Annotated in this window: 16 protein-coding genes; 9 read left to right on the forward strand and 7 right to left on the reverse strand. The window is 48.5% G+C overall.

Annotation, left to right across the window (positions count from 1 at the left end):
- Positions 1-221: 221 nt before the first annotated feature.
- The gene (locus tag M2137_RS09210) at positions 222-608 is read right to left on the reverse strand and encodes a CRISPR-associated endoribonuclease Cas6 (RefSeq protein WP_280766138.1); all 387 of its coding nucleotides are present in this window, start codon (positions 606-608) and stop codon (positions 222-224) included.
- A 141-nt stretch (positions 609-749) separates the two neighbouring features.
- Here M2137_RS09210 and M2137_RS09215 point away from each other — a divergent pair, with 141 nt between their 5' ends.
- The gene (locus M2137_RS09215) at positions 750-2864 is read left to right on the forward strand and encodes a M3 family metallopeptidase (RefSeq protein ID WP_280766139.1); all 2115 of its coding nucleotides are present in this window, start codon (positions 750-752) and stop codon (positions 2862-2864) included.
- An 80-nt stretch (positions 2865-2944) separates the two neighbouring features.
- Here the strand turns inward: M2137_RS09215 and M2137_RS09220 are convergent, their stop codons facing one another.
- Both M2137_RS09220 and tsaD read right to left on the reverse strand, forming a co-directional pair.
- The gene (locus tag M2137_RS09220) at positions 2945-3442 is read right to left on the reverse strand and encodes a CinA family protein (protein ID WP_280766140.1); all 498 of its coding nucleotides are present in this window, start codon (positions 3440-3442) and stop codon (positions 2945-2947) included.
- A gap of 3 nt (positions 3443-3445) precedes the next feature.
- Positions 3446-4468, reverse strand: a complete 1023-nt coding sequence (tsaD, locus tag M2137_RS09225; protein ID WP_280766187.1) for a tRNA (adenosine(37)-N6)-threonylcarbamoyltransferase complex transferase subunit TsaD — start codon at positions 4466-4468, stop codon at positions 3446-3448.
- 169 nt (positions 4469-4637) lie between these two features.
- Here tsaD and M2137_RS09230 point away from each other — a divergent pair, with 169 nt between their 5' ends.
- Both M2137_RS09230 and M2137_RS09235 read left to right on the forward strand, forming a co-directional pair.
- Positions 4638-9011 carry a translocation/assembly module TamB domain-containing protein gene (locus M2137_RS09230; protein ID WP_280766141.1) on the forward strand — a complete coding sequence of 1458 codons (4374 nt, stop codon included), beginning with the start codon at positions 4638-4640 and terminating at the stop codon, positions 9009-9011.
- 249 nt (positions 9012-9260) lie between these two features.
- Positions 9261-11303, forward strand: a complete 2043-nt coding sequence (locus M2137_RS09235) for a DNA topoisomerase 3 (RefSeq protein WP_280766142.1) — start codon at positions 9261-9263, stop codon at positions 11301-11303.
- A 26-nt stretch (positions 11304-11329) separates the two neighbouring features.
- Here the strand turns inward: M2137_RS09235 and M2137_RS09240 are convergent, their stop codons facing one another.
- Positions 11330-11503, reverse strand: coding sequence for a hypothetical protein (locus M2137_RS09240; protein ID WP_280766143.1), 174 nt, complete (start codon positions 11501-11503; stop codon positions 11330-11332).
- A gap of 93 nt (positions 11504-11596) precedes the next feature.
- On the opposite strand from M2137_RS09240, the gene M2137_RS09245 reads away from it, so the two are divergent.
- The 4 genes from M2137_RS09245 (at position 11597) to M2137_RS09260 (ending at position 14991) form a co-directional block, all read left to right on the forward strand.
- The gene (locus M2137_RS09245) at positions 11597-12109 is read left to right on the forward strand and encodes an NUDIX domain-containing protein (protein ID WP_280766144.1); all 513 of its coding nucleotides are present in this window, start codon (positions 11597-11599) and stop codon (positions 12107-12109) included.
- Positions 12110-12342: 233 nt separating this feature from the next.
- The gene (locus M2137_RS09250) at positions 12343-12777 is read left to right on the forward strand and encodes a dCMP deaminase family protein (protein WP_280766145.1); all 435 of its coding nucleotides are present in this window, start codon (positions 12343-12345) and stop codon (positions 12775-12777) included.
- 8 nt (positions 12778-12785) lie between these two features.
- Positions 12786-14510: a S41 family peptidase gene (locus M2137_RS09255; protein WP_280766146.1), complete on the forward strand. Its 1725-nt coding sequence runs from the start codon at positions 12786-12788 to the stop codon at positions 14508-14510.
- Positions 14467-14991 carry a 5-formyltetrahydrofolate cyclo-ligase gene (locus tag M2137_RS09260; protein WP_280766147.1) on the forward strand — a complete coding sequence of 175 codons (525 nt, stop codon included), beginning with the start codon at positions 14467-14469 and terminating at the stop codon, positions 14989-14991. Before M2137_RS09255 ends, M2137_RS09260 begins: the two co-directional genes overlap by 44 nt.
- On the opposite strand, the gene M2137_RS09265 is transcribed toward M2137_RS09260, so the two are convergent.
- A complete protein-coding gene (locus M2137_RS09265) occupies positions 14984-15877 on the reverse strand; it encodes an SMP-30/gluconolactonase/LRE family protein (RefSeq protein ID WP_280766148.1) in 894 nt (297 codons plus the stop codon). The genes M2137_RS09260 and M2137_RS09265 overlap by 8 nt on opposite strands.
- A gap of 45 nt (positions 15878-15922) precedes the next feature.
- Positions 15923-17965: a M3 family metallopeptidase gene (locus M2137_RS09270; protein ID WP_280766149.1), complete on the reverse strand. Its 2043-nt coding sequence runs from the start codon at positions 17963-17965 to the stop codon at positions 15923-15925.
- A gap of 88 nt (positions 17966-18053) precedes the next feature.
- Here M2137_RS09270 and murB point away from each other — a divergent pair, with 88 nt between their 5' ends.
- Both murB and M2137_RS09280 read left to right on the forward strand, forming a co-directional pair.
- The gene (gene murB, locus M2137_RS09275; RefSeq protein ID WP_280766150.1) at positions 18054-19064 is read left to right on the forward strand and encodes a UDP-N-acetylmuramate dehydrogenase; all 1011 of its coding nucleotides are present in this window, start codon (positions 18054-18056) and stop codon (positions 19062-19064) included.
- A complete protein-coding gene (locus M2137_RS09280; RefSeq protein ID WP_280766188.1) occupies positions 19064-19822 on the forward strand; it encodes an MBL fold metallo-hydrolase in 759 nt (252 codons plus the stop codon). Before murB ends, M2137_RS09280 begins: the two co-directional genes overlap by 1 nt.
- Positions 19823-19829: 7 nt before the next feature.
- Here M2137_RS09280 and M2137_RS09285 read toward each other — a convergent pair whose 3' ends face one another.
- Positions 19830-20375, reverse strand: coding sequence for a phosphatase PAP2 family protein (locus tag M2137_RS09285; RefSeq protein ID WP_280766151.1), 546 nt, complete (start codon positions 20373-20375; stop codon positions 19830-19832).
- Between the last annotated feature and the right edge of the window lie 7 nt (positions 20376-20382).

The raw sequence follows: 20382 nt of genomic DNA on the forward strand, positions 1-20382 counted from the left end.
ATCATTTATATTGAAGAAAATCCTTTTTGTTACGGAATTAAAAATGGACGATCGCTGCCGCTTCATATCGTCAGCCTGCAAGGTAATAATAATTTCATTATGAAACTTTCGTTAAAAATAAAAGTTTCTCCGGCATGAAACAGAAAAAGGAGTTCGCAATAGTAATAACTGATATACTATTTCAATTCCATGAGGTTCAATTAGAAGTGCCCAGCAATTATTTACCTCGCCCAGCATTGACTGACTTTGTTTTTAACACCTCTGTAATCTACCAGTTTTATTTTCTTCTTAGGATAAGTCATGTCAAAGCTTATTTGCAAAGTTTCATCAGGGGGTAATCCTGCAATTTCCATTTTATGCAATAAGGTTTCCTTTAGCAAATCTCCAGCTAATTCGGATTCGTAAGTATAATAAGTATCCTTACCATCTTCTCCATGCCTTCGAATAAAAATAGAGCCACCACATCTAAATAAATTTTTATTTGTAAAATTAGGGTTGTCTTCAATAATTACATCCTTTACTCGCATACCATTAAACATAGCTGGATCTGACAAGATCGTCTTTAACGCCTGCTTCAAATAATGGTCGTCATAAAAACTGATAAACATCGAAGTTTCACAAAAATTTGAGAGTTGATCCCCTCCCCGCTCATTTTTCGCATGGCTTCTTGAGAAAAATGGTATAAGAAAAAAAATAGTTTCTTATATTTGCCCGTTAATCATAGATTCCAACTTAAATTTAAACAGCAAATGAAACATGTATTTATGGCTTTAAGTGTAGCGGTTTTAGCTTGTGCGACTGCTTGTACGGAAAGTAAAGAGCAAACCAATGCGAATCCGTTCCTGTCGGAATACACGACCCCGTATGGTGTACCTCCGTTTGAAGAGATAAAACTGGAGCACTACAAACCGGCATTCCTCCAGGGAATGGAAGAAGAAATGGCCGAAGTCGAAGCGATCTGTAACAACAAAGAGGAGCCGACATTCGAGAATACGATTGTCGCCCTGGATCAAAGCGGTAAGTTATCGAACAAAGTAAGCGCAGTTTTCAGCGGACAGAACAGCGCGAACACCAACGATGAAATGCAGGCGTTAAGCCGTGAGATGTCTCCTCTGTTCTCGAAACACAGTGATGATATCCGTTTGAATCCGGTCTTATTTGCCCGGGTGAAAGCCGTTTACGATAAAAAAGAGCAGTTGAATCTCAACAAAGAGCAGGCGAAACTACTGGAAGAGACCTACAAAGGATTTGTTCGCGGCGGCGCCAACCTGCCTGCCGACAAACAGGCGAAACTGCGCGAATTGAATAGCGAGATCTCTATGCTTCAGTTGACCTTCGGGCAGAATATGTTGCAAGAGACCAATGACTTCCAACTTATCGTGGAAAAAGAAGAAGACCTGTCGGGATTGCCGGAAAGCCTGATTGCCAATGCGGCAGCCGTAGCCAAAGCAGCCGGTATGGAGGGCAAATGGATCTTCACGTTGCAAAACCCCAGTGTGATGCCCTTCCTGCAATATGCCGATAACCGTGAGTTGCGCGAAAAGATATTCAAAGGATACATCATGCGCGGTAATAATAACAACGGAGCAGACAATAAAAAGGTGGTGGCCGAACTGGTTGCCAAACGCCTTGAAAAAGCAAAACTAATGGGCTACGATACATACGCTGCTTTTGTACTGGAAGAACGTATGTCGAAAAATGCTGAAAGCGTATATGCCCTGCTCGATGAGATCTGGCCACCGGCTTTAGCCAAAGCCAAAGAGGAATTGAACGACATCAAGGCAGAGATCCGCAAAGAGGGAAAAAGCTTTGAACCGGAAGGTTGGGACTGGCGCTACTATTTCGAGAAAGCCAAGAAAGCGAAGTTCGACCTGGATGAAAACGAAGTACGTCCTTACCTGAAACTGGAAAACGTGCGCGACGGTGCTTTCTGGGTAGCCAACAAACTGTATGGTATCACCTTCACGCAATTAGACAATATGCCGTTGCCGCATCCCGACGCACAGGTATTCGAGTGTAAAGAGAAAGACGGCACGCTGCTCGGGCTGTTGTATATGGACTTCTTCCCGCGCGCAAGCAAACGCGGTGGTGCCTGGTGTGGCGGTTATCGCTCGCAGACCTACGATGAAGCAGGCAAACGGGTAGTGCCTATCGTAACCAATGTATGTAACTTCAGCCAGCCGGCTGCCGGACAACCGGCCCTATTGAGCGCCGACGAAGCGGAAACCCTGTTCCACGAATTTGGACACGCCCTGCATAGCCTGTTCCGTGATGTACATTATTATGGTATCAGCGGTGTTCCCCGTGACTTCGTAGAACTGCCCTCGCAGATCATGGAGCATTGGGTATTTGAGCCGGAGGTATTGAAACAATATGCCAAACATTATGAAACGGGTGAAGTGATGCCTGCCGAACTGATTGAAAAACTTGACAAGAGTGGCAAATACGGACAAGGATTCGTCACAACAGAATATTTGGCAGCCTCTCTGTTGGATATGGATTACCATGTATTGACTGAGATCCCTGCCAACTTCGAGGTGATGGCTTTCGAAAACAAGGTATTAGGCGACCGTGGACTGTTGAAACAGATCCCGTCACGCTACCGTACCACCTACTTCAACCACACGATGGGTGGAGGATACACCGCCGGCTATTACAGCTACATTTGGGCAGAGGTACTGGATGCGGATGCTTACCAGGCATTTGTTGAAACAGGAGATATCTTCAACCAGGAGGTAGCTTCCAAGTTTCGCAACTATGTATTGACGCCGGGCGGTATCGATGACGCGATGGATATGTATGTAAACTTCCGGGGCAAACGACCCAATACGGAACCTTTATTGAAGAACAGAGGACTTAAATAAAACGACACAAAAAACGGGAGGCCGATCGCTTCCCGTTTTTTTATCTATTTAAAGTGCGTCATAAGTATGCCTGTCTGATATCAATCCAATAGAAGGGAAAGCAATAAACGCAAGGCTTCGGCAGTGGCCTGTGACATGACTTGGTGACGGTCGCCTTGGAAATGGAAGCAGGCGGAATGGGTTTGGTCTTTTAGTGCTGCGGCTATCCAGACGGTGCCGACAGGTTTGTCTGGCGTGCCACCGGTAGGACCGGCAATACCGGAGGTGGCTACTGCGCAGTCGACACCCAAAGCCTCGATAGCACCCCGCGCCATCTGCTCTACCACGTCTCGGCTTACGGCGCCATATTGCGCGAGGCTCTCCTCCGAAACGCCCAACAGGCGCTTTTTCACCTCATTGCTGTAAGAAATGATTCCGCCCGCGAAATAGGCTGAACTACCCGACAGCGAAGTCATCGCAGCCGCGATGCGTCCGCCGGTACAACTCTCGGCCGTGCCCATCATCCAACGCTTAGAGAGTAGTTGCTCTCCCAACGCTTGGCATAAACTGTCCGGTGTATCGTGAGAAGTATATTCCATGGGTCAGATCACTACGCGGGAAAAAGGAACAGCATCCATCGGACAGAAGTCGTTGTCCATGTATTTATAATAGCCGGTAATCGCCACCATGGCGGCATTATCGGTCGTAAAAGCAAATTTGGGAATATACACCTTCCAGCCAAAGCGTTTGGCATGATCCAGGAAGGCGTCGCGTAAACCGGAGTTGGCCGAAACACCACCGGCCACCGCTACCTCCTTAATACCGGTATCTTTTGCCGCTTTGCGGAGCTTATCCATCAGGATATCCACCACCGTAGCCTGCAGGGAGGCACAGAGATCCCGCTGGTTCTTTTCGATAAACTCGGGATCCTCTTTCAACGCGTCGCGCAAGGTGTAGAGAAAAGATGTCTTCAATCCGCTGAAGCTGTAGTCGTAACCCGGAATATGCGGCTTGCTGAAGCGGAAAGCTTTCGGGTTGCCTTCGTTGGCCAGGCGGTTCACCACCGGCCCTCCCGGATAGCCCAATCCCATCACTTTCGCACACTTATCGAACGCTTCGCCGGCCGCATCATCGATAGTCTGCCCGATCACCTCCATATCCTTATAGCTATTCACCTTGATAATCTGGGAATTTCCACCCGAAACCAACAGGCAAAGGAAAGGATAGCCGGGCTGGTTATCATCATCGGGCGTTTCTTTGATGAAATGCGCCAATACGTGCGCCTGCAAATGATTCACCTCGATCATCGGAATATCGAGTGACATTGCCAGCCCTTTGGCAAAAGAGGTGCCAACGAGTAAAGAACCCATCAGACCAGGGCCACGGGTAAAAGCGATGGCGCTTAATTCCGACCGGTCGATGCCGGCACGCTTGATGGCCTCGGCCACCACCGGGATGATATTTTGCTGGTGCGCTCGCGAAGCCAACTCCGGCACGACCCCACCGTATGCCTCATGCACAGCTTGCCCGGCAATCACGTTCGAGAGCATCACCCCGTCACGAATAACAGAGGCCGACGTATCATCACACGAAGATTCAATTCCTAATATGGTTATATGACGCATATATTCTCCTTTTTTCATGCAAATTAACGAAATCTATATCGATAATATCGTAGATTTGCAGTTAAAATAAGGAAAAGAGATTAGAGGATTAAAATACATAGTTGTTACACTACTTATCCTCCTTTGGATATTTTATGCTCTTCCGGCCATTCTGGTAAACATTCCCTACGTGCAACGTCAGATTACGGAGGTTACTAAGCATGAGTTGTCGGACTATCTGGGTGTGCCTGTCCGGATCGAACGTATCGGCATCGACTGGATCAATCGTTTAACACTCGAGGGCGTCGCGTTGGAAGACCAAGCGGGTCAGCCGATGATCGAGGCCAATCATCTCTCTGCTGGTTTCAAAATTATACCTTTCCTACAAGGCAAGTTTGTATTCACCACCGTTCGCCTCTTCGGTTTCAACCTCTATCTGAACAAACAGCAACCCGACGACAAGCTCAATCTGCAATTCCTGATCGATGCGTTCGCCAGCCGCGACACACTAAAAAAGGAGCCGACCATCGATTTGCGCCTCAACTCGGTCTTGTTGCGGCAGGGCAACGTGAGTTATCACGTGCAGAGCGAACGGAAAACCACCGGCGTTTTCAATGCAAAACACATCGATATTGACAACATCAGCGCCAATATCTCCCTGAAGGTATTCAACAAAGACAGTATCAACGCGCAGGTAAAGAAATTGAGTTTCGACGAATCTTCGGGCTTCTCGCTCGACAGACTCTCGATGAATATCATTGGTAACCGCGACAGCGCCAACATCGATCAGTTCGAAGTGCGACTGCCTAATTCGCTCTTGAAGATCGACAAAGCCACCATGGGCACGGCAACGATCGAAGGGGTCGCCTCGTTTCTGAACAATGCGCCATTGGAACTCAGTATAGCTCCGTCGCGTGTTTGCCTGAAAGACCTGTCAGCCTTTATTCCTGCCTTTTCCCATTTTACCGATACCGTACAGCTCTCTGCCAATGCCTCGGGTACGATCAATAACATTAACCTGAGACATCTGCGCATCAGGCAACCCGACAAAATGCAGTTCGACGGGCAGATGGATCTGCGAGGCATCACGAATTCGGAAGAGACCTATGTGTTCGGAAAGGTCAACCAGATGTATGTCACGCCGGAAGGCCTGTTAGGCTTAGTAAACAACCTCTATGCGGAGCCTATCGCCATCCCTGAGCCGGTTAAACGACTGGGTACAATCCGCTTTACCGGTGAGATATCGGGCTTCTTCGATAACCTGGTTGCCTTCGGGGTATTCAACTCCTCCATCGGCTCCATCCAGACGGATATGTTGTTTGGTCGTGATAAGGAGAACCATATCGCTGCCTTTCTGAGAGGAAAAGCTATCTCTTCTGAATTGGCCATCCACGATCTTTTCCCCGAAAACAATCCATACGGAAATGGGCGTTTCGATATAGCCATCGATGCCAGTAAACCGGTCGACGGCCATTTCAGGGGAAAGATCATAGGAAACATCAGCGAGATCGACTACAGGGGCTACCAATATGAGAACATCCTCCTCTCCGGGAATTTTCAAAACAACGGATTCGACGGCACCATAGAGGTGAATGACCCGAACGGCTATTTCCTGGCCGAAGGGATGTTCGAGGATAATGGGCAACACTCCATCTTCAATTTCACGGCCGACCTGCGCCATTTCCGCCCCGACAAACTGAATCTTTCCAGCAAATACGAAGAACCGGAGATATCCTTTTCCCTCCAAGCCGACTTTACGGGGAATAAATTCGACAATATGGAAGGGAACGTACGCGTTGACAGCCTCTCCATAGGAACCAAACCCAGCAATTTTCTATTAGAGACGTTGGAAATTGAGGCCTTGGGACATGCCGACGACCGCCGGGTAAAGATATCCTCCGACCTGTTGAACGGGGAGATTGCCGGTGCCTATTCGTTCCAGACCATGCTGCCGAGTATCAACAAAACGTTTGAACTCTACCTGCCTTCCCTGATCAAACTGACCAAAAAGCAGACCCGGGTAAATGAAAACAATTTCTCGGTTTACCTGACCCTGAACAATACCGAAAAGCTCTCGCAAACACTGCTTTTGCCTTTTACGGCCCTGGAAGATGTAGTTATCAGCGGATATTATAACAACCAGTACGATAAGTTCCGCCTCGAAGCCTATCTGCCCCGGTTTGATGTGGCTGGATCGTCGTTTGAAGCGGGTTATCTGATCGCTCAGAATGAAGGCGAGAAGGTAGATCTCCAGGTGAAAGCTACCCTGTTCAACCGTAAGGGCATTCGCAATCAGCTCGATCTGCAAGCCGATGCGGCAGACAATTTAATCAACACCCGCATCCAATGGTTCAACAATAAAGAAGAGCTCTTTAGTGCCGACCTATCGACTTCTACCCTCTTTGTCGAAGAAGAGAACGAACGCGGACGGCCGGAACTGCGAACAGAGATCTCGATCCATGAAAGCCCGGTGTTCGTGAGTGACTCCGCCTGGCATATACAACCAGCATCGATCACAGTTCAAAATGGCAAGATTGACATCGACAATTTCATCTTCACCCACGAAGACCAATACATACACCTCGACGGACTTATTTCACACGACATACAAGACTCCCTGCACCTGGATCTGCAGGACATCGAACTGGAATATATTTTCGACATACTCAATATCCCTGTTCTGCAGTTTGCCGGGCGGGCTACCGGCAGTTTCGTAATCAACGACATCTACGAAAGCCGCATATTGAATACCGACCTGACCGTCGAAGACTTCTCATTCAACCAGACCAATTTCGGAAAACTGAACCTCTACAGCGAATGGGACGAGATGCAGCAAGGTATCCTCATGCTTGGTTCCATCTATAAAAACGACAGCACCTGGACGGATGTGAACGGATATATCTACCCTATCAAACCCAAAGAGGGGTTGTCATTGCGCTTCGATGCCAATGATATCGATATCTCCTTCCTGCAACCCTTCCTCGATAATGTGGCAACCAATGTGAAAGGACGGGGATTTGGACACGCCCACCTCTTCGGCTCTTTCAAGGATATCACGGTCGAAGGCGATGTTTATGTGAAAGACGCCGGCTTGGGCATCGAATTCCTGAATACCTATTACACCTTCTCCGACTCTATTCACATGGATCCCCACAATATCCGGGCGAAAGGAGTCACCTTATACGATAAACACAACAACACCGCGAAGCTCGATCTCACGTTCAACCACACCAGCTTCCGCGATTTCAACTTCCTGGCCGACATACAGGCCACCAATATGCTTTTGTATGACCACACCGAACGGACAAGCCCTGTCATTTACGGAACGGCTTTCGGCAGCGGGACGGCACGCATAAGCGGAAACGAAAAGGTGGTCGACTTCGATATCAATATGCGCAACGAGGCCAATACCTCTGTCGGATTTAACTTTATGACAAGTACGGCTTCGACCGCTTACGACTTTATTACCTTTATCGACAAGAACAATCCCGACTCCATCGCGGGAGAGACAAACGAGAATAAAAACGGCCTCCCTTCGTTTGTCACCAATGAAGGCACCGAGATACGCATGAATGCGCAGGTCGATATCACCCCGGAGGCAACGATCGAACTGGTGATGGATCCCATTGCCGGCGACAGGATTAAAGGAAAAGGAAGCGGCAGTGTGCAGATACAATACGGCACCCGGTCGGATCTTCGCATGTATGGCGGTGCCAACATTCAGGAGGGGAATTACAATTTCAGCCTCCAACAAATCCTTTACCGCGACTTTAAAATACGCGAAGGCAGTACGATCAGCTTCCAGGGAGACCCGATGAATGCCACGCTGGATATCGACGCGATCTATAGCCTGACAGCCAATATCGGCGATCTTGACCAGGGACTGTTGCGCGAAAGCGACCGCGCCAATATACCGGTCAATTGCGTATTGAACATCGAAGGGCAACTGCAAAGCCCACTGATATCGTTCGATATCGAGCTGCCCAGCTCCAACGAAGAGATCGAACGGCAGGTGCGTAGCCTGATCGATACGGAGGATCAGATGTCGCGGCAGATTGTTTACCTCCTGGTATTACATAAATTCTATACACCCGATTATGTGGTCAACGAATACCGCAGCGGCGACTTCAGTGCTGTTGCCTCATCAGCCATTTCCACGCAGCTCAGCAACATCCTCAACTCCATGACCGACAAGGTGCAGATCGGCACAAACATACGCACATCCCAAGATGGAGGATTCAACGAAGACACAGAGATCGAAATGCTTCTCTCCAGCCAGCTTCTCGATAATCGGTTGTTGTTCAACGGCAATTTCGGCTACCGCAACAGCCTGGCTCAACAGAAAAATATATTTGTCGGCGAATTCGACCTTGAGTACAAACTGACCCCCAGCGGGGAGATACGCCTGAAAGCCTACAATCACGCCAACGATATGTATCAATACCTAAAACAATCGCCCTCCACACAAGGCGTAGGTATTATGTTCAAAAAAGACTTCACCACCCTGTACGACCTTTTCCACCGAAAAAGAAGGATACAGATACCCTTAAAAATGGAAGAATAAGAAAATCGACGTGTAAGCAAGACTACCCCTTTTTAACTAAAAACACCCCCCTATTGCTTACACTTCAAATGTTAACAAATACTAACCCCCGGGAGTTTGTTCGCAAAGTCCTGCCTTTTTGGAAAAAAAGTCCCGCGGTTTTGACAAAATGTCAATCGGCAATCGGACGGCTGCCGACATCATCCTGAAGAAAATACGACATTATAAAGAAAACACTACCTTTGCTCTTCGAATCAAAGAGACAGGAGAATGAAAGTATGTATTGCGGAAAAGCCCAGCGTTGCCCGTGAAATAGCTGAAGTATTAGGCGCACGCCAACGCATGGATGGCTATATTGAAGGGAATGGATACCAGGTGACCTGGACATTCGGCCATTTGTGTACCCTGAAAGAACCGCATGATTATACGGATGCATGGCGTAGCTGGAATCTATCCTCCCTGCCTATGATCCCTCCCCGCTTCGGCATTAAACTGATCAGTAACCCCAGTTATGAAAAACAATTTTCCGTCATCGAGAAGCTGATCCAAAACGCCGAAATGGTGATCAACTGCGGGGATGCCGGACAGGAAGGAGAATTGATCCAACGTTGGGTCATGCAAAAAGCGGGATGCAAATGCCCTGTCTACCGTCTCTGGATCTCCTCCTTAACGGAAGAGGCTATCCGAGAAGGGTTCAAGTCGTTGCATAAGGAATCAGACTACCAGCGCCTGTATGAAGCAGGGCTTTCGCGCGCCATCGGCGACTGGCTATTGGGCATGAATGCTACCCGTCTTTACACGATTCGCTATGGGCAGAACAAACAGGTACTCTCTATCGGACGCGTGCAAACACCCACATTAGCATTGATTGTCAATCGCCAGGCCGAAATAGAAAACTTCACACCCGAACCGTTCTGGGAACTGAAAACCATCTACCGCAACACCACTTTTTCATCGACAAAAGGCAAATTTTCCAAACAGGAAGAGGGAGAAGAATTCCTGAAAACGGTTGAAAACAGTGATTTCACCGTAACGGATGTCTCGAAAAAGAACGGAAAAGAATATGCACCCCGCCTGTTCGACCTCACCTCCCTGCAGGTCGAGTGCAATAAAAAGTTTTCACTTTCCGCCGACGACACATTAAAGACCATTCAATCGCTTTACGAGAAAAAGATAACAACCTACCCGCGTGTAGACACCACCTTCCTGAGCGACGACATCTACCCGAAGATTCCGCAGACATTGAAAGGAATGACCGGCTACGCCGAACTGACAGCACCACTTCTGGCCGGAGGGAAAATACCCAAGAGCAAACGGGTGTTCGACAACGCGAAGGTAACCGACCACCACGCCATTATACCAACAGGGATGCCGGCAAACCACCTGAGCGACAACGAACAAAAGGTGTACGACCTGGTTGCCCGACGGTTTATCGCGGCCTTTTATCCGGATTGCGACATTGCTACCACCACGGTGATGGGGAAAGTGGAGAAGGTGGAGTTTAAAGTAACCGGAAAACAAATCCTGAAGCCGGGCTGGCGGACGGTATTCGGAACGGAAGAAAAAGATCCCGAGAAAGAGGGAGCCGAAGAAGAGGTAAGCGTACTCCCTGCTTTTACCGTAGGCGAAAGCGGCTCGCATCAGCCGATACTGAAAGAGAGCTGGACGCAACCCCCCAAGCCCTATACGGAAGCAACCTTGCTCCGGGCGATGGAAACGGCCGGTAAATTAGTCGACAACGAAGAGTTGCGCGATGCCTTGAAAGAGAATGGCATAGGACGTCCATCCACCCGGGCAGCCATTATTGAAACATTGTTCAAACGCAACTACATCCATAAACAACGTAAAAGCCTGTTGCCCACCGCCACCGGCCGGGAACTGATCGGCACGATAAAAGAGGAACTGCTCAAAAGTGCCGAATTGACCGGACTATGGGAAAAGAAATTGCGCCAGATAGAGAAAGGCACCTACGAAGCACGCACCTTTCTGGATGAATTAAAAGAGCTGGTCTATCAGGTAGTAGCCAATGTTCTTTCAGCTCCGGCCACACAAACCATTACGCTGACCGACCCCAACGAGTCGAAAAAGAAAAAGACTACCAAAAAGCCTCAGACAGAGCAAAAAGCAACTGCTCCGGCAAAGGCGATCTGTCCGGTTTGTGGCAAGGGAAATATACTTAGAGGGAAAACGGCATATGGTTGCGCAGAATATAAAAACGGCTGCACCTTCCGGCTCGATTATGCGGTCTATGGAGAGAACCTTTCTGAGGAAGAATTGATCAAGCTATTGAAAGATTGGAAACCAAATGGCTGAAAATATATAAGGGTAAGCTTTTCAGCTTACCCCAATTTTTTTAATGCACTTGAGAAAGGGATGAATTGTCCTCTTTCCACATGATCCAGACCTACCTCTTCGCGGGTTGATTCCGCGTTTGTTACACTTTCATCTACACGTTGCAAATCTTGACTCTTCGTCCTCGTTTGCAATTTCCAATCTTCGCCTTTCGTTTTCATCTTCATTTTCATATTCAGGTTTATATCATTCACAAAGATAGCATAATATTCAAGAGATGAATTATCTTTGATCTTAAAAAAGGATAAGATTTCATGGAAAATGTTGAATGGTTCCCTTTGGTCGACGAAGCCGGAAAAACAATCGGTAAAGCAACGCGCCGGCAATGCCATAACGGAAGTAAACCGCTCCATCCGGTCGTACATCTGCATGTATTTAACTCCTCCGGCGAGCTCTATCTGCAAAAGCGCCCTATGCACAAAGATATCCAACCCGGCCGATGGGACACAGCCGTTGGCGGGCATGTCGATTATGGGGAAACCATCGAAGAGGCGCTGAGGCGTGAAGCGGCCGAAGAACTTTCTATCACCGCATTTCATCCGGTTTTTATTTCTCGCTACATTTTTGAATCTTCCATTGAAAAAGAGCTGGTAAACACATTCTACACCTATTACGACGGCCCGATCAGCCCCAACCCTGACGAACTTGACGGAGGCCGCTTCTGGCCGATTGCCGAAATCGAAGCCGCCTTAGACAAAAAGCTATTCACCCCTAATTTCGAGAATGAATATCGACAAGTGGTCAGGGTGATCATCCAGGAAAGATAGTTTTTTCACTAAGCGCTTTCATCAAGCGATCTTCATTTGACAAAATGTAAGCAAAATGGCCCTTTTGCTTTACAATATGATACGTTAAAAAATGTTTCTTCCGGGACTTTTTGAAAAAACTCCCGGGAGTTCGAAAAAAAAGTCCTGCGTTTTTGACAAAATGTCAAAACGGAAATTGGTAAATCGCTTTGTTGATGTTATCTTTGTCGGTTGATTCGTAAAACGATAGACCAATGGTTGAAAAGAATGAAAAACAGTATGAATTAGACAAGCGCTATCTACGTATGGCCAGTGTGTGGGCAGAAAATTCGTATTGTAAACGCCGTCAGGTGGGAGCACTTATTGTGAAGGATCAGATGATTATATCGGATGGTTACAACGGTACCCCTTCCGGATTTGAAAATGTATGTGAGGATGAAAACAATGTAACCAAACCATACGTCTTACACGCGGAGGCAAATGCCATTACCAAAGTAGCCGCCTCTTCCAACAGCAGCCGGGGAGCAACCATCTATGTCACATCGGCACCCTGTATCGAATGTGCAAAATTAATTATTCAAAGCGGCATCAAGCGCGTCGTTTACTCCGAACGCTACCGGGTGGAAGACGGATGCGACCTGTTGAAGCGAGCAGGTATTTCTCTTGAGTTTATCGAAATTAATGAATAAAAGCATATATGAAAAACAGAAGAAAATTAACCATCTGGCTTCCGGTCATTATCGCTGTCAGCATAGCCGCAGGTATTTTCATCGGGAATTACTTTCTGACGCTCTCGAATGGAAAACTGCGTGGCTACTACAGCGGAAATAAGGTCAATGCCGTACTCAATATCATCAATCAACAATATGTGGATACGGTGGATATGGCGCAATTGATCGAGGGAGCCATCCCTAAGATATTGAGCGAACTCGATCCGCATTCGGTGTATATCCCGGCTTCCGACGTAGCGCTTGCCAATGAAGACCTCGAAGGTTCCTTCAGCGGGATTGGTGTCTCTTTCAATATGCAAACGGATACCATCCTGGTGATCAGTGTTATCAGCGGCGGTCCGGCCGAAAAAGCAGGATTATTGCCTTTCGACCGTATCATCACCATCAACGACTCTATCTTTTCCGGGAAAGAGATTAGCCAGGCCAAGATCATGCGCACCCTGCGGGGAGAAAAAAACAGTACGGTCAACCTGGGTGTAAAACGTGGGGAATCGGACGAATTGCTCCAATTCACTGTCACTCGTGGTGACGTACCGGTTCACTCCGTGGACGTTTCCTACGAAATCAGCAAAGGCATCGGTTATATCAAAACAAGCAAATTTGCCCGTACGACCTATGGGGAATTTATCACCGCTATCGCAAAACTGAAGCTACTCGGCTGCAACTCCTTCATTATCGACCTGCGTGGAAACAGCGGAGGCTATATGGACGCGGCCATCAGCGTGATCAATGAATTCATGCCGGAAGGACGTATGATCGTTTATACCGAAGGGAAAGCCTTCCCGCGTTCGGAGGTATTTGCCAATGGTACGGGTACCAGCAAAAACGATCCGGTGATTCTTCTGACCGACGAAGCGTCGGCCTCTGCCAGCGAGATCTTCGCCGGAGCGATCCAGGACAACGATCGTGGCCTGATTATCGGGCGCCGTACCTATGGCAAAGGATTAGTGCAAACACCGATCTCGATGAACGACGGTTCGGAGATGCGCCTGACCATTGCCCGCTATTATACGCCTTCGGGACGTAGCATCCAGAAAGTGTATGAATTAGGGAAAAATGAAGAGTATGACATGGATATATACAACCGCTATATACATGGAGAATTTGATACGGCCGACAGCATTAAGCTCGACGAATCCCTGCAATACGAAACGGTAGGCGGGCGTACCGTCTATGGCGGTGGTGGCATTATGCCGGATATCTTCATCCCACGCGATACATCAGGCATGACCTCTTATTACACAAGCGTTATCAACAGCGGCACCCTCTACCTCTACGCCCTGGAGTATTCCGACAGAAACCGGGAGGTGTTATCACAGTTCGGCACCTGGCAGGAGCTATATGACCACCTGAAGACTCAGCCGATACTCTACGATTTTACCAATTTCGCAGCCACGAAAGGCATTCGCAAACGGATGTCTCTCATCAATATCTCCGGCTCATTGATCGAGAATCAGCTGCAAGCCTATATTGTGCGTAACTTCTTCGACGAAGACGGGTTCTACCCGATCTTCCAGAAAGAGGATATCACCCTGCAGAAAGCGGTTCAGATACTGAAAGAGGGGAAAGGGCTTCCCACCCCGGAATTCATACAAACAGCAACAGATAATGGAAATCTCCAAAGCGAAGCAGGCCCTACGAAAAGATATGGCCTCTCAAAAGAAAAGATATTCAACGACTATATTGTCTGAAAAATCAACGAACGCATGCAGCCTCCTGGAAGAAACCAAGCTCTTCCAGGAGGCTGCGTGCATTGCTATCTACCATGCCATGCCGGACGAAGTACAAACGGCCGCGTTGATCGAGAAGTGGTACAAGAAGAAAACCATCCTGTTGCCCGTCATCGAGGGAGACGATATCCGTATGCTACCCTACCGGGGCAAAGAGGCGGTGAAACCGGGGCTCTTTGGTATTTTGGAGCCGGTGGTCGGTGAAGAGACAAAGACTTACGCCATCGATCTATTGATTGCACCGGGTGTCGCTTTCGACCGCCTGGGAAACCGCTTGGGACGCGGCAGAGGTTATTACGACCGGCTATTGACAAGCCTGTCGATTCCTAAACTGGGACTTTGCTTTGATTTTCAGCTACACGACGAAATCCCGGCCGAACCGTTTGATATTCCGATGCAGGGCATCGTGACTGACAAAGAGATCATCCTGATCTCTATCTGACCCCTTTCACATTCATCCGGATACTATACAAATATTCCGACGCGGTAATAAAAAGGGTCTGCATATCCTTTCCTCCGAAACAGACATTGGCTGTCCAGCCTGCCTCCACAGGAATATGTCCGATTTGCTCGCCTTGCGGATCGAAGATGGTCACTCCCCGTCCGGTCAGGTAAATATTTCCCTTTTCATCGATCGTCATGCCATCGGAGCCCATCTCCGTGAACAGTTTCTTATTGGACAAACGACCATCGGATCCGATCTCATACACATATGTTTTGCGGGCACGGATATCGGCCACATAGAGGAGCTTTCCATCGGGCGTGCCGATGATTCCGTTAGGTTGTTCCAACTCGGTATCTACGCGGAACACCTTCTTGCGGTCGGGAGTCATGTAATAAACATATTGCCCCTCTTGCTGCATGGCCGGATCGCGTGTCCAGTAGTCGCGCGCATAGAGGGGATCGGTGAAATATATTCCTCCATCGGGACGCACCCAAAGGTCGTTCGGGCCATTCAGCTTCTTGCCTTCGTAATCGGTTAGAATCACCGTGTGAGAGCCATCCCGGCTGATACTCCACAACTCATTATCCATATCGGAGCAGGTAAGCAGCTTGCCCTCCCGGTCGAAATACATCCCATTGGCACGGCCGGTGTTTTCCATAAAAACAGACAGTTTACCCTCAGTCGACCACAACAGAATGCGATCGTTCGGCTGATCGGTGAAATAGACATTTCCTTTCGCGTCGACCGCCGGACCTTCCGTAAAGCGGAAGCCATCGGCCAATTTCTCAACCTTGGCGCCCGGAGCCACCAAGGAGGTTTGTCCACAGGCAAAAAAAGAGCTACTCATAAAACTAATACTGATTAGAACCATTGCTTTTTTCATATAGATACCTATTTAAGTGGTGTAAGACTCGCTTCAGGTAGTGCGTCAACGCTGTATACCATTCTTAATCAACAACGCGTCGATCGTCGGATCCTGCCCGCGAAAACGGCGGTAAAGTTCCGCAGGGTCCTCTGTTCCTCCCCGCGACAGGATATTAGTACGGAACGACTCAGCCGTTTTCCGATCGAAGATTCCCTGCTGTTTAAACAGGGAGAAGGCATCGGCATCCAAGACCTCCGCCCACTTATAGCCATAATAACCGGCCGCATAACCACCGGAAAAGATATGTCCGAAGCTGCTGCTCATCAACACCTCCGGCACTTCAGGCAAAACAGCCGCTTCCTGCCAGGCGGCTTTCTCGAACAAGGTGATATCCCCCTCGTAAGGCTCTCGCAAGGTATGCCAGGCCATATCGAGCAAACCGAAGCTAAGCTGACGACAACACAGATAGCCGACATTAAAATGAGAAGCATCGACCAATTTCTGCACCAGTTCCGCCGGAATTTTCTCACCCGTTTCATAATGGAGAGCGATCTGATCGAGGTATTCATTTTCAGTCAACCAGTTTTCCATGATCTGCGAAGGCAATTCCACAAAATCACGGTAGACATTCGTACCCGAAAGGCTGGCGTAGGTGGTATCGGCCAACATACCATGCAACGCATGACCAAACTCATGCAGGAAGGTCTCCACCTCATCAAAAGTCAACAGGGAGGGCTTCGTGTCGGTTGGCCGGGTAAAGTTCATGACAATGATGATCTGCGGACGGCTGTCCGTGCCATCGGCATCCCGGTATTGCGCTTTCATATCGTTCATCCAGGCACCCGATTGTTTTCCTTCGCGGGGATGGAAATCGGTGTACAACACAGAGAGAAAACGTCCGTCGGCGTCGTACACTTCGTATGTTTGTACATCGGGATGGTAGACCGGTATCTCTTTATTCTCATGGAAGGTAATGCCATAGAGCTGCGTAGCCAATCCGAACACACCCGCTTTAACCTGTTCCAGTTTGAAATAGGGACGCGTCATTTCATCGTTTACCCGGAAACGGATATCCTTCAGCTTCTCCGAATAATAGCTCCAATCCCAGGGCATCACCGTGATATCGGCCTGTTCCATACCAACAGCAAAGCCCTGCACGGCTTGGTATTCATTCACTGCCACCGGTTTATAAGCAGTCAGTAATTGATTCAATAATCCGTAAACCCCTTGCGGATTCTTCGCCATCCGGTGTTCCAGTTGATAGTCGGCAAAGGTTTCCCTGCCCATCAATCGGGCTATTTCCAGGCGGATATGAGCAATGCGGCGAAGAATCTCGCAGTTATCGTATTCATCGCCTTTGTTCCCTACACACATGTAGGCTCGATACATCTTTTCCCGCAGGTCGCGCCGGGCAGAATAACGCAGAAAAGGCTGATAACTGGGAGCCGACAGGGTAAACAACCAGCCTGTTTTCCCCTTCTCTTTCGCCAAAGCAGCCGCAGAATCGAGGATGCTCTCCGGCAAACCGGCCAATTCATCGCGCTCTGTCAAGAGCATTTCAAAGCGATTTTTGTCTTTCAACACATTTTGCTCGAAGCGGAGTTGCAATAGGCTCAACTCATTACTAAGCCGGCGATAGGTTTCTTTGCCGTCGGCAGGCAGGGCGGCTCCTTTTTTATAGAAAGCATAATAGGTCTCTTCGAGCAGTTTGCGGTCTTCCTGCGACAGATCCAAGTCATCACGCCGATCATACACCGCCTTAACACGGTCGAACAGCTTTTCATTCAAGTAGATATTATTCGAGCTTTCCGACAATTTGGGCGAGACGCGTTGCGAGAGATCCATCATCTCATCGTTCGACTCGGCAGCCAACACATTGAAGAAGGCATGACTCACCTTATCTAACAGGGAACCACTTCTTTCCAACGCCACCACGGTATTGGCAAACGTTGCCGGTTCCGTGTTGCCGGCTATAATAGCGACCTCTTGTTCCAGGCGTTTGATACCTTCGTCGAAAGCCGGTTCATAATGTTCCAGTAGGATCTTATCGAAAGGGGGCGTACCGAAGGGTGTCCGGTAAGCCTCAAAAAAAGGATTCTTGTGCATAATGTTCAAAAGTATAGATGCAAAAGTAGCCATTTAAATAGAGAATGCCCGATTATATCCTTATTTTTGCAGATTATTAAAGTGCGTTATGAAAATCGAACAAAACTACTCGCTTGAGGCTTACAATACGTTTCACTTACCGGTAAAAACGCGTTGGTTCATGGAATATGACAACGTGGAAGAGTTGGAAAAGATCTTATGTGATGAATACTTTCAGCAGTGCTACTCCCTGCATATCGGAGGAGGAAGCAACCTGCTTTTTGTGAATGACTTCGATGGCATCATCGTTCACTCCCACATCAAAGGGATAGAGGTGTTGGAGGAGACCGGCGAATCGGTATGCCTGCGTATCGGTGCCGCTGAGATCTGGGACGATGTCGTTGCATACGCTGCCTCACACGGCTGGGGAGGCATCGAAAACCTGTCGCATATACCGGGCGAAGCAGGCGCCGCCGCCATCCAGAATATCGGTGCTTACGGCGTAGAGATACGAGAGGTGATCGAACGGGTCGAGAGCTATAACCAATTGACGATAGAGAAGCGCCTCTTTAGCAATGATGAATGTGCATACGCCTATCGTCATAGTTACTTCAAGAACGAACATAACGACCCACATATCGTGACACATATCGTGATCCGGCTACGGAAAAACCCTGCCTACTGCCTCGATTATGGGCAACTACAGCAGGAGACAGCGGGAAAAGAACTGTCACCGGCTGTTGTCCGAGAAGCCGTTATCCGCTTGCGCGAGCAGAAATTGCCCGATCCATCGGTTATTGGTAATGCCGGCAGCTTCTTTATGAATCCGGTCATCTCGCAGGAGGCCTTTACACAAATCCAGGCGGCTTATCCGGACGTCCCCTCCTACCCGGCCGGAAACGGAGAGATCAAATTATCCGCCGGATGGCTGATCGAGCAATGTGGATTAAAAGGCAAACGATATGGGAACGTAGGCATGTATGAAAAGCAAGCCTTGGTATTGGTCAATTACGGTGGAGCCACCGGCGACGAGATTGCCCTCATGGCTGAAAGCGTGCGCATGGCCGTCAAAAACAAATTCAATATAGAATTAACCCCTGAAGTGAAGTACGTTGGATGATGAAAGTTTTGTTATTGGGAACGGGCACCTCCACCGGAGTGCCCGAAATTGGATGTCATTGTGAAGTGTGTTGCAGCAGCGATCCGCGCGACCGCCGGCTTCGCACCTCCGCGATTGTTGAAACCGAGGGCAAACATATCCTACTCGACTGCGGGCCGGATTTCCGTTGGCAGATGCTGAAACACCGGATAGAGACCTTGGATGCCGTCTTGCTTTCCCATGAGCATTACGACCATGTGAGCGGATTGGACGACCTGCGTCCCTACGTATTCCACCAGGAATTGCCTATTTATGCCGAACACGATGTGGTACAAGCCATACAAACACGCCTTCCATACGCTTTCCGGGAGCATAAATACCCGGGCGTTCCGCAACTCAACCTGCAAACAATCGGCTTATCTCCCTTTCTGGCAGCTGGCATCGAAGTAATCCCTATCCGTGTGATGCACGGCAAATTGCCTATTCTGGGCTTCCGCATCGGCAATATGGCCTACCTAACCGACCTGAAAACGCTACCGGAAGAGGAATACGACAAATTGCAGGGATTGGATCTATTGTTGATCGACGCCTTGCGCATCGACTCCCGCCACTTCTCACATGCGGGAGTTGCCGAAAACTTGCCGCTTATCTCACGCCTACGCCCCAAAGAGAGCTATTTCATTCACATGAGCCACCGCATAGGATTGCACGCCAAGGCTAATATCGGCCTTCCCCCGCATGTACATTTCGGGTACGACGGACTGGAAATAACGATATAAAAGGGAGTCACTTGTACTTCCGGTATATCCAATAAGCGATATAGCCCATCAACAGGCCGAAGAGTATGCCGACAAACACATCCAACGGGTAGTGTTTCCCGACATAGATACGGCTATAAGCGACAACCGTTGCCCATAGAAAGATTCCGATGCGATAATAGATATTCTTGAAATACAACGCGCTGAACATAGCCACACACATCGAACTCGACGAATGAGAGGAAAAGAAACTAAAACTTCTCCCCATCTCTTCCAACTGATGCATGATCTCCTGCAACACCATCTCATGTCCGGGCCGAGGACGCATAAAAACCAGCTTAAGCAGGTTATTGAGTAGAAGCGTAGCCAATACTCCCCCCGCAAAGAAATACGAAGCCTTCCTCCCCTGCCCTTTCCTATCAAAAAAGATAAAAAGAAACACTGCCAGGCATATCAATGTCCAAACCCATTGATTGCTGAAAAAGAGCATCACCGGATCGAGCCAGGCAGAATGCTTGCTATTCAAGTAAACAAACAGGTCGCTGTCCCATTGGGGGAAATTAAAATCAGGCATATATTCT

The organism is Parabacteroides sp. PFB2-10 (assembly GCF_029893085.1).
GTDB lineage: Bacteria > Bacteroidota > Bacteroidia > Bacteroidales > Tannerellaceae > QVMG01.

What these genes read in the sequence shown, in the direction of transcription:
- M2137_RS09210 (WP_280766138.1), bottom strand. Translation starts at nt 608, where the DNA reads ATGTTTATCAGTTTTTATGACGACCATTATTTGAAGCAGGCGTTAAAG.
- M2137_RS09240 (WP_280766143.1), bottom strand. Translation starts at nt 11,503, where the DNA reads ATGAAAACGAAAGGCGAAGATTGGAAATTGCAAACGAGGACGAAGAGT.
- murB (WP_280766150.1), top strand. Translation starts at nt 18,054, where the DNA reads ATGAAAATCGAACAAAACTACTCGCTTGAGGCTTACAATACGTTTCAC.
- M2137_RS09285 (WP_280766151.1), bottom strand. Translation starts at nt 20,375, where the DNA reads ATGCCTGATTTTAATTTCCCCCAATGGGACAGCGACCTGTTTGTTTAC.
- M2137_RS09255 (WP_280766146.1), top strand. Translation starts at nt 12,786, where the DNA reads ATGAAAAACAGAAGAAAATTAACCATCTGGCTTCCGGTCATTATCGCT.
- M2137_RS09270 (WP_280766149.1), bottom strand. Translation starts at nt 17,965, where the DNA reads ATGCACAAGAATCCTTTTTTTGAGGCTTACCGGACACCCTTCGGTACG.
- M2137_RS09280 (WP_280766188.1), top strand. Translation starts at nt 19,064, where the DNA reads ATGAAAGTTTTGTTATTGGGAACGGGCACCTCCACCGGAGTGCCCGAA.
- M2137_RS09265 (WP_280766148.1), bottom strand. Translation starts at nt 15,877, where the DNA reads ATGAAAAAAGCAATGGTTCTAATCAGTATTAGTTTTATGAGTAGCTCT.
- M2137_RS09250 (WP_280766145.1), top strand. Translation starts at nt 12,343, where the DNA reads ATGGTTGAAAAGAATGAAAAACAGTATGAATTAGACAAGCGCTATCTA.
- M2137_RS09235 (WP_280766142.1), top strand. Translation starts at nt 9,261, where the DNA reads ATGAAAGTATGTATTGCGGAAAAGCCCAGCGTTGCCCGTGAAATAGCT.
- M2137_RS09245 (WP_280766144.1), top strand. Translation starts at nt 11,597, where the DNA reads ATGGAAAATGTTGAATGGTTCCCTTTGGTCGACGAAGCCGGAAAAACA.
- tsaD (WP_280766187.1), bottom strand. Translation starts at nt 4,468, where the DNA reads ATGCGTCATATAACCATATTAGGAATTGAATCTTCGTGTGATGATACG.
- M2137_RS09220 (WP_280766140.1), bottom strand. Translation starts at nt 3,442, where the DNA reads ATGGAATATACTTCTCACGATACACCGGACAGTTTATGCCAAGCGTTG.
- M2137_RS09215 (WP_280766139.1), top strand. Translation starts at nt 750, where the DNA reads ATGAAACATGTATTTATGGCTTTAAGTGTAGCGGTTTTAGCTTGTGCG.
- M2137_RS09260 (WP_280766147.1), top strand. Translation starts at nt 14,467, where the DNA reads ATGGCCTCTCAAAAGAAAAGATATTCAACGACTATATTGTCTGAAAAA.